Source organism: Virgibacillus siamensis (assembly GCF_039522605.1).
Taxonomy (GTDB): domain Bacteria; phylum Bacillota; class Bacilli; order Bacillales; family Amphibacillaceae; genus Lentibacillus; species Lentibacillus siamensis.
This window is the reverse complement of the sequence record NZ_BAAADS010000016.1, coordinates 98673-111398: the sequence shown is the minus strand read 5'-3', so window position 1 is coordinate 111398 and position 12726 is coordinate 98673. Positions and strand designations below refer to the sequence as shown.

General features: G+C 45.8%; 14 protein-coding genes. All 14 read left to right on the top strand.

Going from position 1 to position 12726, the window contains the following annotated elements:
• The first annotated feature begins 45 nt into the window (after nt 1-45).
• Nucleotides 46-486 carry a ribose 5-phosphate isomerase B gene (rpiB, locus tag ABD010_RS11735; RefSeq protein WP_343813221.1) on the top strand — a complete coding sequence of 147 codons (441 nt, stop codon included), beginning with the start codon at nt 46-48 and terminating at the stop codon, nt 484-486.
• A 101-nt stretch (nt 487-587) separates the two neighbouring features.
• On the top strand, nt 588-1133 hold the full coding sequence (locus ABD010_RS11730) for a TIGR01440 family protein (RefSeq protein ID WP_343813395.1): 546 nt from the start codon (nt 588-590) through the stop codon (nt 1131-1133).
• A 30-nt stretch (nt 1134-1163) separates the two neighbouring features.
• Entirely contained in the window at nt 1164-2399 is a 1236-nt protein-coding gene (locus ABD010_RS11725) for a serine hydroxymethyltransferase (protein WP_343813219.1), read from the top strand.
• A gap of 316 nt (nt 2400-2715) precedes the next feature.
• Entirely contained in the window at nt 2716-3345 is a 630-nt protein-coding gene (gene upp, locus ABD010_RS11720; RefSeq protein ID WP_343813217.1) for a uracil phosphoribosyltransferase, read from the top strand.
• 18 nt (nt 3346-3363) lie between these two features.
• A complete protein-coding gene (gene wecB, locus ABD010_RS11715) occupies nt 3364-4488 on the top strand; it encodes a non-hydrolyzing UDP-N-acetylglucosamine 2-epimerase (RefSeq protein WP_343813215.1) in 1125 nt (374 codons plus the stop codon).
• A gap of 48 nt (nt 4489-4536) precedes the next feature.
• Complete coding sequence (locus tag ABD010_RS11710) at nt 4537-4983, top strand: hypothetical protein (RefSeq protein ID WP_343813213.1); 447 nt, start codon at nt 4537-4539, stop codon at nt 4981-4983.
• Nucleotides 4971-7181, top strand: a complete 2211-nt coding sequence (locus ABD010_RS11705) for a S8 family serine peptidase (protein WP_343813211.1) — start codon at nt 4971-4973, stop codon at nt 7179-7181. Before ABD010_RS11710 ends, ABD010_RS11705 begins: the two co-directional genes overlap by 13 nt.
• 522 nt (nt 7182-7703) lie before the next feature.
• Complete coding sequence (locus tag ABD010_RS11700; protein ID WP_343813209.1) at nt 7704-8072, top strand: ATP synthase subunit I; 369 nt, start codon at nt 7704-7706, stop codon at nt 8070-8072.
• Nucleotides 8073-8090: 18 nt separating this feature from the next.
• Nucleotides 8091-8813, top strand: a complete 723-nt coding sequence (atpB, locus tag ABD010_RS11695) for a F0F1 ATP synthase subunit A (RefSeq protein ID WP_343813207.1) — start codon at nt 8091-8093, stop codon at nt 8811-8813.
• 82 nt (nt 8814-8895) lie between these two features.
• A complete protein-coding gene (atpE, locus tag ABD010_RS11690) occupies nt 8896-9102 on the top strand; it encodes a F0F1 ATP synthase subunit C (protein ID WP_174614935.1) in 207 nt (68 codons plus the stop codon).
• 77 nt (nt 9103-9179) lie between these two features.
• Nucleotides 9180-9725: a F0F1 ATP synthase subunit B gene (gene atpF / locus ABD010_RS11685; RefSeq protein WP_343813202.1), complete on the top strand. Its 546-nt coding sequence runs from the start codon at nt 9180-9182 to the stop codon at nt 9723-9725.
• Entirely contained in the window at nt 9722-10264 is a 543-nt protein-coding gene (locus tag ABD010_RS11680) for a F0F1 ATP synthase subunit delta (RefSeq protein WP_343813200.1), read from the top strand. Before atpF ends, ABD010_RS11680 begins: the two co-directional genes overlap by 4 nt.
• A 21-nt stretch (nt 10265-10285) precedes the next feature.
• Nucleotides 10286-11797, top strand: a complete 1512-nt coding sequence (atpA, locus tag ABD010_RS11675; protein WP_343813198.1) for a F0F1 ATP synthase subunit alpha — start codon at nt 10286-10288, stop codon at nt 11795-11797.
• A gap of 43 nt (nt 11798-11840) precedes the next feature.
• Nucleotides 11841-12701: an ATP synthase F1 subunit gamma gene (gene atpG / locus ABD010_RS11670; RefSeq protein WP_343813196.1), complete on the top strand. Its 861-nt coding sequence runs from the start codon at nt 11841-11843 to the stop codon at nt 12699-12701.
• The last annotated feature ends 25 nt before the right edge of the window (nt 12702-12726 follow it).

Genomic DNA, 12726 nt, shown 5'->3' with positions numbered 1-12726 from the left:
TAATGGAAATAGATTGGAAACTACATTGAGAGGAGTGTACGAACCATGAAAGTCATTTTAACATCAGATCATGCCGGGGCAGCATTGCGTGAAGAAGTGCGGAATCTGCTTGAGGAAATGAATATCGACTATGAAGATACCGGCTGCTCATGTGAAACTTCTGTTGACTATCCGGACTATGCATTGCCTGCTGCTGAACGCGTGGCGAAAGGTGAATTTGACCGGGGAATATTCATTTGCGGTACAGGGATCGGTATGTCCATTTCTGCCAATAAAGTAAAAGGCATCCGCTGTGCACTGACCCATGACGTATACAGTGCAAAATTGACCCGTCAGCACAATGACTCCAACGTTCTCGCAATGGGTGAACGTGTGGTTGGACCGGGTCTCGCAACAGAAATCGCCAAAACATGGCTGGAAACAAACTTCGACGGTGGCCGGCATGCCAACCGGGTAGGGAAAGTTACTGCTTATGAAGATCAATAAAGCGAACCTTTTTATCATTGATAGCTGGCAGCTGCTCCCCATAATCAAGAGCGGGGATTTGCCGCCAGTTTAAAAGGCAGGCGATCAGCATGAACGATTTTATTCAGCAGGTTAGGCAGGATACCGAAGCTGTTTTGACAGAGTTTCAAAACAGCGGTTACGTGAAAAAAGATGACTTATTTGTAATCGGTTGCTCAACAAGTGAGGTTACCGGCAGCAATATCGGCACATCCTGGAGTGATGAAGCTGCAGCGGTGATGTTCAGTGTGCTGCGGGATATGCAGCAGCAAACAGGTGTTAAACTGGCTTTTCAATGCTGTGAACATTTAAACCGTGCGCTCGTTGTCGAAAAGGAAACGATGCAAAACCGGCATCTCGAGGAAGTCTCGGCAGTTCCAATGCCTGGTGCGGGCGGATCAATGGCATCTTATGCGTACCATCATATGGAGCAGCCAGTTGTGGTTGAAACGATCCAGGCTGACAGCGGCATTGATATCGGGGAAACGATGATTGGCATGCATCTGAAAAAAGTTGCCGTTCCGCTCCGTTTTAAGCAGCGGGCAATCGGCGAGGCACGAGTTAATGCCGCACGCACCAGACCGAAACTGATCGGCGGCAAGCGTGCAGTCTATGAACCTATGAATTAAGTAATGTACACACTACAAGGGGGAATAACGTTGGAACATGTAAAACAATCAGATCAGGAACTGTACAATGCAATGCAGGATGAAAAAAAGCGTCAGCAGGAAAAGATTGAATTAATTGCTTCTGAAAATTTTGTTTCCGAAGCAGTTATGGAAGCAATGGGCTCGGTGCTGACGAATAAATACGCGGAGGGCTACCCCGGCAAACGCTATTATGGCGGGTGTGAACATGTTGATGTTGTTGAGAACCTTGCCCGTGATCGCGCCAAAGAACTTTTCGGAGCAGACCATGCCAATGTGCAGCCGCATTCCGGTGCACAGGCGAACATGGCCGTTTACTTTACTGCACTTGAGCCGGGTGATACGGTGCTCGGTATGAGTCTGGATCATGGTGGACACCTGACCCACGGCAGTCCCGTAAACTTCAGCGGAAAGCTATACAATTTTGTGGACTACGGGGTGGAGAAAGAGTCTGAAAAACTGGATTATGATGCTGTTCTGGAAAAGGCCAAAGAAGTGCAGCCAAAAATGATTGTTGCGGGTGCAAGTGCCTATTCACGCGAACTTGATTTTGCCAGGTTCCGCGAAATAGCTGATGCGGTCGATGCATATCTGATGGTTGACATGGCACACATTGCCGGTCTTGTTGCAGCAGGCCTGCACGACAATCCTGTGCCACACGCACACTTTGTCACGACAACAACCCATAAAACGCTGCGCGGCCCGCGTGGCGGCATGATTCTTTGCAAAGAGGAATTCGCGAAAAAAATTGACAAAGCTGTTTTCCCTCGTATGCAGGGCGGCCCATTGATGCACGTTATCGCGGCAAAAGCGGCATCATTTAAAGAAGCATTGTCCGATGATTTTAAAGCATACAGCAAACAGATTGTGGTCAATGCCAGCACGCTCGCCGAAGCATTGGTCGCTGAAGGTGTGCGCGTTGTATCCGGCGGAACGGATAACCACCTGCTGCTTGTTGATGTAACAACGCTTGACTTGACCGGAAAAGTTGCCGAAAAAGTCTTGGATGATATTGGTATTACAGCAAACAAAAATACGATTCCGTTTGACCAGGAAAGCCCGTTTGTGACAAGCGGCCTCCGGATTGGCACGGCAGCCGTAACGACACGCGGCTTTTGTGAAGCGGAAATGAAGGAAATCGCATCGATTATTGCTCACACGCTGAAAAATCATGAAGATGAAGCAGCCTTGCGTGAAGCAGCAAATCGTGTCAAAGCGCTGACAGATAAGTTTCCATTATATGCTTAACAAATCAGGATGTTCCCTTGGACGGGGAGCATCCTTTTGTTGTCTGCAGCGGTGGGATTTGCAGGTGCATCAGTTCATTCTGTTTCTATTCCTTCCTATCAGCAACAATCGGATTCTTATCAGCAACTTTTGCAAATCTATCAGGAACTTTTATGATTCAATCAGGAACATTTGGGATTCTATCAGCGAAAACAGCACTTCTATCAGCATTTCATTTCAAATGAAACTCAGTGCAACATTAACTCTGACTTGAAAGCACCTCTTTTTTTCAGTACAATTTTAAAGATGCAACAAATAATGAAGGAGTGATCAGAAAATGGGTAAAGTGCACGTGCTGGATCATCCATTAATTCAACATAAGTTGACGTACATACGAGATAAAGATACAGGAACAAAGGAATTCCGTGAACTTGTTGACGAGGTTGCAATGCTGATGGCATTCGAAATCACACGTAATCTCCCGCTTCAGGAAAAAACAATCAATACCCCCGTTATGGAAGCACAGACGAAAGTGCTTGCCGGTAAAAAAATCGGACTGATCCCGATTCTGCGTGCCGGACTTGGTATGGTGGACGGGATGCTGAAATTGATCCCTGCCGCACGTGTCGGACATGTCGGGTTGTACCGTGATCCCGAAACACTTAAACCGGTTGAATACTATATCAAGCTGCCGAAAGACATCGAGGAGCGTGAACTGATTGTTATTGATCCGATGCTTGCGACAGGCGGGTCAGCAAATGACACCATTCACTCCTTAAAAAAACGCGGAGCAAAACAAATCCGCCTGATGTGTCTGGTTGCGGCTCCAGAAGGCGTTGAGGTAATCAAAGAAGAGCATCCGGATGTTGACATTTATCTGGCTGCACTCGATGATAAATTGGACGACCATGGTTACATCGTACCAGGGCTTGGTGATGCGGGTGACCGCCTGTTCGGCACAAAATAAAAGTGGAGTGAACTGACGATGGCTGGACGGATTAAAGTGATGACAACGTTCGGGACGAGACCCGAAGCAATAAAAATGGCTCCGCTTGTTCTCGAACTGAAAAAGCGGCCGGAAATGTTTGAGCCAATTGTGGCAGTAACCGCGCAGCATCGCGAAATGCTCGATCAGGTGCTTGATATTTTCGGAATAACACCGGATTTTGATTTGAATATCATGCGGAAAGAGCAATCCCTTGCGCAGATTACAACCCGCGCATTGGAGGGGCTTGATGAGATTATGAAAAAAACGCAGCCTGACATTGTGCTTGTTCACGGCGATACAACGACAACATTTGCCGCATCACTCGCCGGTTACTATAACCAGATTGCGGTTGGGCATGTGGAAGCGGGGCTCCGCACCTGGGATAAATATTCACCGTATCCGGAAGAAATGAACCGGCAGCTGACTGGCGTAATGGCGGACCTTCATTTCGCGCCAACGGAAAAATCGCGGCAAAATCTGCTCGCTGAAAATAAACGAGCCGACCGTATTTTCGTAACGGGCAACACCGCAATTGATGCATTGAAAACAACAGTCGATGAAGCGTACGCAAGCCCAGTGCTGGACGGTCTCAATGGTAAACGGCTGGTGCTTATGACGGCCCACCGCCGCGAAAATCTCGGCAAAAACATGCAGCACATGTTTCGGGCGATAAAGCGGCTCGTTGAAACCCATGATGATATCCAGGTGATTTATCCGGTCCATTTGAATCCGGTTGTCCAGGAGACTGCGAACGAGATACTTGGTAATGACGAGCGCATTCAGCTGATTGAACCGCTTGGGGTGGTGGATTTCCATAATTTCGCCGCCAGATCACATCTGATTTTGACCGATTCCGGCGGCGTACAAGAGGAAGCCCCGTCCCTCGGCGTTCCCGTGCTCGTGCTGCGTGATACAACGGAACGACCTGAAGGCATTGACGCTGGCACATTGAAACTCGCCGGCACCGACGAAGATGCTATTTTTGAAATGGCACATGAATTGCTGTCGAATTATGATGCTCATGAACGAATGGCCGCCGCGTCGAATCCATATGGCGATGGCCGGGCATCGGAGAAAATCGCCGATGCAATCGAGAAGTATTTTAAAGAAGCAGGAAGGTAAGGAGACCCAGTAAACGCGCTGGGTCTTTTTTCTTGTGGAATGGTGGAAGTGCAGCTACATGAATTTGGAAAACATCGACCGCACGGAGGCGAACATCAACCGCAGAACGCAAACATCGACTGCAAGACGGCGAACATCAACCGTTCGGAGGCAAACATCGACCGCAAGACGGCGAACATCAACCGTTCGGAGGCAAACATCGACCACAAGAGGGCGAACATCGACCGTTCGGAGGCAAACATCGACTGCAAGAGGGTGAACATCAACCGTTCGGAGGCAAACATCGACTGCAAGAGGGTGAACATCAACCGTTCGGAGGCAAACATCAACCGCACGGGGCCAAACATCAACCGCAGAACGCGAACATCAACCGCACTGGATCATTATCCGGCGCTTCACCTTCGAGCGCAAAAATTCGCACCTCGCCAATGCATGATTTTCCTTTTTTTACAAAACCTAACCGCAAAAAGGGGACATGATGCATGCGCTACATAATGATTCTAATTTTGACCGCAATTTCACTGCTGCCATCAACCACCGACGCAGCAATAAATCAAACAAGCGACAATAATAATAACAAGGCATCCGTCATCATCGAGGTGGAGGGCGACCCGCACGAGCATAAACAATATATTAACAACCACTATCCGTACGTTGAAGTGATTGCGGTTTATGACACGCTGTTTAATGGAATCGCGCTGAAAGCATCACCAAAGCGGTTTGAGCGGATGGGATCGCTGGATTTTATAAAAGCAATACATCCGACGACCGTCTTTGAAACGAATGTAACCCGCTCACAACAACCGGGCAAACTGACCGAATCAATGAAAAAAAATGCCGTGATCCCGGCAGCAATCAACAATACTGACTATACCGGTGACGGAGTGCAGGTTGCCGTGATTGATACCGGGATCGCATACAACCATCCGGATCTCACCGAAAACTATAAGGATGGGTTTGACCTGGTTGATCTGGATGGTGATCCGATGGAGACCCTTAAATCACAGGGGATTCCTACGATGCACGGGACACATGTAGCGGGAATTATTGCGGCTGATGGACAGATGACCGGCGTTGCGCCTGATGCGGATATCTATGCGTATCGCGCACTTGGTCCAGGCGGCCGCGGGACATCGGTACAGGTGATTGCTGCACTCGAGCAGGCAGTCCTCGATGGGGCGGATGTCATCAATCTTTCACTCGGAAATGCGGTTAATGGTCCGGATTTTCCGACGAGTGTGGCGGTTAATCGGGCGGTTGAAAAAGGTGTGACAGTGGTGATCGCGAACGGCAACAGCGGGCCGAAAAAATGGACAGTCGGATCACCCGCAACAGCCGCGAAGGCCATTTCAGTCGGAGCGGCGGCTCATCCGCAAAAGGTCCCGTATTTAAAAGAGAGTCTGCTTGATAAAAAAATCCCCTTGACGCTGATGGCAGGTTCACAGCCTTGGGAATTCACGACTGATTACGAGGTAGCACCGTTTTCCGGGAAAAATGTGCAGGGAAAAATAGCACTGATCGAGCGCGGCAAAGTACCATTTTATAAATTGGCAAAGCGGGCTGAGGAAGCTGGTGCAATTGCCGTGCTGATTTACAATAATACGAAGGGAAGTTTTCGCGGATCGGTTGAAAACACAGGCAACCCTGTTCGCATTCCAGTCGCGTCGGTTACGAAAGACGAAGGGGAATGGCTGCTTCAGCATACAAAAAATAACCATTTATATATGGACACCAATTATGCGACAACTAAATTGGATATTGCCGCATTCAGTTCGCGTGGTCCGGTAACCGTCAACTGGGATCTCAAACCGGATGTCAGTGCGCCGGGAACCAACATTTTGAGCACGGTGCCGGGCGGGTATATGCAGCTGCAGGGGACGAGTATGGCCGCACCGCATGTCAGTGGTGCGATAGCCTTAATCAGGGAAGCGCATCCTGACTGGTCAACGAAACAAATAAGTGGGGCTTTGAAGACAACGGCACACACAATCAGTGGAAAAAACGACACGCCAATCAGCCCGATTATTCAGGGGATGGGGGAAATTAATCCAAAAGCAGCGATCAACACCACTTCCATTTTGTACAACCCGCTGCTGTCGTATGGGAAGATTGATTCCTATAAAGAAACGAAAACGATTCATTTAAAAGTCGAAAACACCAGTAAACACCAGCAAACCTATACATTTAAAACTCCCGATATGAAGCGGGGCATCATGTGGCATTTACCGCTTTCCTTCACCATTCCGTCAGGGGAAACGAGAAAAGTGCCGGTGGAACTTAGTGTCAACAGCAGTCTTTTGGATAATGGCATTCACCAGGGCTGGCTGACCTTAAAGCAGGATGATAAAACATATGAGCTTCCATATCTGTTTATTAATCAAACTGCCGATTATCCAAAGGCAATGGGCTTCGGTTTTTCGCTGAAACCATTTTCTAATGAGAAGTACATGTATCAGATGTATGTTACCGAGCCTGCGGAAAGCGTTGAGGTGAATCTGTATAATCCGGATACGCTTATCTATGACCGGACCTTTTTAAAAATGGAGGATGTTGAAGCAGGAATGGTCAAGGGGCACTTAAAAAAGTCCGAGCTTGGAAAACCGGGTAAATACCATGCCGTCATTACCGTACATTTGAAAAACGGCCAAATTGAAAGTCACCAAACAGAGGTGACCATTGTGAAAAAACCCTAGTATCCGCATTCCGGCTATAAAATGATAAACTTCAATCACCGTTCACAGAATCGTCATTTTCTAGACAACAACTATCATTTATAATGTACAGTGTAAAAGAATTTTCAAACGGAATGCGGTCAGGCTGTGTATGCCACAGTAGCGAAAAAGTTGTCGAAAACAGCTGAAATTTGATTGTGTAAAATTGGCAGCAGACAAACTTTTTTTGATGTCATATTGTAATTGACATCGGACTGTGGCTAATGTACACTAGCGTAGTGTGGAATGGTAAGGTTTTCAGTGTAAACTGAAATAATTGTGTTTTTTAGTAGAAAAATCTTACTTAGTATAAAAAATCATTCCACCACTGCAGTGATATACCTCACATTGCTTCTTAAAATTTATGAGGAATCTACCCTGGATTTTTTTTGCCCTGATGTAATGGGCCGACCAGGTTTTTCTAATGTGGATGGCGGCAATCCAGTCTGGGTTCAACAACAATGCTGACTGGTTGCACAACATAATCAGGAGAAGAGTCAAATCATGTCAAACTATGATCTTATGATAACCCGTCAGCGAAAATGGATGTTTTACTTACTTGCAATATTGGTGCTGGGGGCCGGCTTTACTCCATATCCGCGAATTTTCCTCGGACTCCTGTTAGGAAGCACAGCCAGCTTTTACAATTTATGGCTTCTGCAAAAAAAGATTGATGATGTAGGAGAAGCAGTGGCCGAAAATAAGAAAGTAAAAGGTGTTGGCACATTGGGGAGGCTTGCGTCAGTCGCACTGGCAGTATTGATAGCACTTCGCTTTGAAGAACATTTCCACATTATAGCAGTAGTAGTTGGACTAATGACATCCTATATTGTCATTCTTGCAGATTTTTTTGTATCTGAATTTAAAAAGTAATGAGAGAGGGGTGAAAAAGTGGATCATGAAGCACCAATCATAGAAGATGTTTTTGGTATTTCCTGGCTGGACTTTAATATGTCCAACGTTCTGATGATTATAATTGCTTCAGCCATTGTATTTGTCATTTGTTTGCTGGCATCCAGAAGCCTGCAAATGAAACCGACCGGGGCCCAGAATGTGATGGAGTGGATTATTGACTTCGTACGGGGAATGGTCAATGATACGATGGAATGGAGTACAGGCAGGATTTTTCTGCCAATGGCACTGACACTGATCACATACATTTTTGTCAGTAACCTGATGGGTGTATTTACATTGGCAACATTCGGCAATGAATTATGGTGGAAATCACCGACATCTGATGCGGGAGTGACATTGACATTATCGGGGATGGTAATTATTTTATCAAACTACTACGGTGTCAAAGTCAAGGGCGGCAAGGAGTATTTCAAAGGATTCTTCAAACCGTTCCCAATATTTTTCCCAATCAAAATAATCGAGGAATTTGCCAACTCTTTGACACTGGGTCTCCGGTTATTCGGTAACATTTATGCGGGTGAGGTATTACTTGGATTACTCGCAGGATTGATGACTTCAGGAGCCGTTGGATTCATCGGTGGTGCAATTCCAATGTTGGCATGGCAAGGATTCAGTATCTTTATCGGTGCCATCCAGGCATTTATTTTTACATTGCTGACATTAGTATACTTATCGCAAAAGTTCAGTGATGATCATTAAGATTTATTTCGAATAATTGGTAATAAACCTGTTCATGCAGGATTAATAAAAATTACAAACATTTCTTGAGGAGGATTTTCAAATGGGAGTATTAGCAGCAGCAATCGCAGTTGGATTAGCCGCAGTTGGTGGCGGTATTGGTAACGGTCTTATTGCAAGCCGTACAGTTGAGGGGATTGCCCGTCAGCCGGAGCTTAAAGGACAGCTTCAAACGACAATGTTTATTGGTGTAGGTTTGGTTGAGGTTATGCCGATCATCGCAGTCGTTATCGCATTTATGGTTATGTAGTAGACGAACAGAATAGGCGGAGAAGATTTCTTCGCCATTTTATGTTGCACATGGAATATGAATTGCTGAAATGTTAGATGGAAGGAGTGAATACTGTGCCGACATCCACTGGATTTTCTACAATATATGCCGGAATCGGCGGGCTCCATGTTGGAGATATGCTTGTTCAGCTTGTTTTCTTCATTATTCTATTGTTGCTGCTTCGCAAATTTGCGTGGGGACCCCTAATGGGGATTATGCAGCAGCGTGAAGAATATGTGGCCAATGAAATAGAATCCGCTGAAAACAGCCGCAAAGAAGCTGAAAAAGCGCAGGAAGAAGCTGCAGCTCAATTGAAACAGACGAAGCAGGATGCGCAGCAAATCATTGAGGATGCAAAACGTACCGGTGTTAAGCAGGAGCAGGAGATTGTTCAGTCCGCAAAAGAAGAGGCTGAGCGAATCAGGCAGGCTGCACAGGAAGAAATTCAAAATGAGAAAGAAAAAGCAATCCAGGCATTGCAGGATAAAGTTGCTTCATTATCTGTTCTGATCGCAAGCAAGGTTATTGAAAAAGAAATTAGTGCACAGGATCAGGAAGAACTGATCAACGAATATATTAAAGAGGCAGGAGAAGAGCGATGAGTGAAGCAGTAGTTGCCAATCGTTATGCAGACGCTCTTTTCCAGATTGCCAATGAGCAAGGCAAAACAGAACAGCTGATGGAAGAATTTGATGTGCTGGGAGAAATTTTCCGGACTAATCATGAATTGAATGCATTTCTGGAGCATCCCCGCGTCAGTAATAGCCGGAAAAAACAATTTATCGGTGACGTGTTCAACGATTTTTCGGTCAATGTAAAGAACACACTGAAAATTTTGGTTGAACGCCATCGTACTGAAGTTATTCCTTCTATTATTGATCACTATATAAAACTGATGAATGATGCAAAAGGAATCGCTGAAGCAACTGTATACTCGGTTCGTGAATTGTCAGATGATGAACGGGAACAGCTTGAAAAAACGTTTGCGAAACGGTTGAACAAACAAATGGTCAAGCTGCAAAACGTTGTGGATCCATCCGTACTCGGCGGTGTGAAAGTACGTGTCGGAAATTCGATCTATGATGGAACCATCAGTGGCAAATTGCAACGGCTCGAGCGAAATATAGGTATTGCAAACTAAAGAAGATAGGGGTGAAATGGTATGAGCATCAAAGCTGAAGAGATCAGTAGTCTGATTAAACAGCAAATCGAGAATTATGACTCGGAAATTGAAGTGAGCGATGTCGGCACAGTTATCGAAGTCGGTGACGGTATTGCACGTGCTCATGGTCTTGATAACGTGATGGCCGGTGAGCTTCTCGAGTTCGCAAATGGTGTCATGGGCTTGGCACAAAACCTTGAAGAATCAAACGTCGGGATTGTCATCCTTGGACCGTTTACAGAAATTAAAGAAGGCGATGAAGTTCGCCGTACAGGAAGAATCATGCAAGTACCTGTCGGTGAGGAGCTGCTTGGTCGTGTTGTTAACTCGCTTGGTCAGCCAATCGATGGCAAAGGACCTGCGGAAACATCCAAAACACGCCCGATTGAATCAGCTGCACCTGGTGTAATGGATCGTAAATCGGTTGATGAACCGCTGCAAACAGGTATTAAGGCAATTGACGCACTCGTACCAATTGGACGCGGTCAGCGTGAATTGATTATCGGGGACCGTCAAACAGGTAAAACAACAGTAGCAGTTGATACCATTTTGAATCAGAAAGACCAGGACATGATTTGTATTTACGTTGCAATCGGTCAGAAAGAATCAACGGTCAGAAGCACTGTTGAAACATTCCGCCGTTATGGCGCACTGGATAACACAATCGTTGTATCTGCAGGTGCATCAGACCCTGCACCAATGCTTTACCTTGCACCATATGCCGGTGTATCAATGGGTGAAGAATTTATGTACAACGGCAAGCATGTACTTGTTGTCTATGATGACTTGTCCAAACAGGCGACGGCATACCGTGAACTTTCATTGCTGTTGCGTCGTCCTCCAGGTCGTGAAGCATTCCCAGGGGATGTATTCTACCTGCACTCCCGTTTATTGGAACGTGCAGCAAAGCTTAGTGATGCAAAAGGCGGCGGTTCTTTGACTGCACTGCCATTTGTTGAAACTCAGGCAGGCGACATCAGTGCGTATATCCCAACGAACGTTATTTCTATTACGGATGGACAGATTTTCCTGCAGTCAGATTTATTCTTCTCCGGTGTACGTCCGGCGATTAACGCAGGTTTATCCGTATCCCGTGTTGGTGGTTCCGCACAAATTAAGGCGATGAAAAAAGTTGCCGGTACATTGCGTCTTGACTTGGCATCATTCCGTGAACTGGAAGCATTTGCCCAGTTCGGGTCAGACCTTGATAAAGCAACCAAAGCAAAACTGGGGCGTGGTGAACGTACAGTTGAAATTCTGAAGCAGGGATTGCATAAACCAATGGCTGTTGAAAAGCAGGTTATGATTATTTATGCATTGACAAAAGGCTTCCTTGATGATGTTCCAGTAGAAGATATTACACGCTTTGAAGAAGAATTCCACATTTGGCTCGATGACAATCGTAAAGAGCTGCTCGCATCCATTCGCGATACAGGAAAACTTCCGGAAGCTGATGACATGAACGATGCAGTAGAATCTTTTAAAAAGAAATTTCTACCTTCAGATAAATAAACGAGGAACACGCAACCTTTTCATGAAAGGGCGGTGAAAAAGCTTGGCATCATTACGCGATATAAAAGCACGTATTCAATCAACAACCAAAATGAAACAGATCACGAAGGCAATGGAAATGGTATCTGCTTCAAAATTGAGCAAGGCTGAAATGAATGCAAAACAATTTGTACCATACAGCGAGAAGATGCAGGAAGTGGTCGGCAGCATTGCGAACGGCAACAAGAGTGCAAAGCATCCGATGCTGCAGGAGCGTGACGTTAAAAAGACCGGCTATGTGGTTATCACGTCCGACCGTGGTTTGGCGGGATCCTATAACAATAGTGTGCTCCGTAAAGTGTATCAAACAATCAATGAGCAGCACAGTTCAAAAGATGAATACACGATTATTGCTATCGGACGGGTTGGCTATGATTTTTTCAAAAAGAGAAACATGCCAATTGCCAAAAACATAACGGGACTTGGTGATCAGCCTGATTTCGCTGATATAAAAGCCATTGCATCGGGAACGGTTCAAATGTTTGTTGACGAAGAAATTGATAAGCTGATTTTAAATTACAGCCATTATATAAATGTAATTTCACATGAAGTTACATCGAAACAAATATTGCCGATTACAGATGTGGAAACACAATCTGCATACGGAAGTCAATATGAATATGAACCAGATCAGGAGCAAATCCTTGAAGTTCTGCTGCCGCAATACGCGGAAAGCCTTATTTACGGGGCATTATTGGACGGAAAGGCCAGTGAGCATGCATCACGGATGACCGCAATGCGCAGTGCAACCGATAATGCGGATGAAATTATCGATGACCTGTCATTGTCGTACAACCGTGCACGCCAGGCAGAAATCACACAGGAAATTACCGAAATTATCGGCGGTGTGGCTGCACTGGAATAGCTCTTTGACCAGTTCGAAAGTAAGT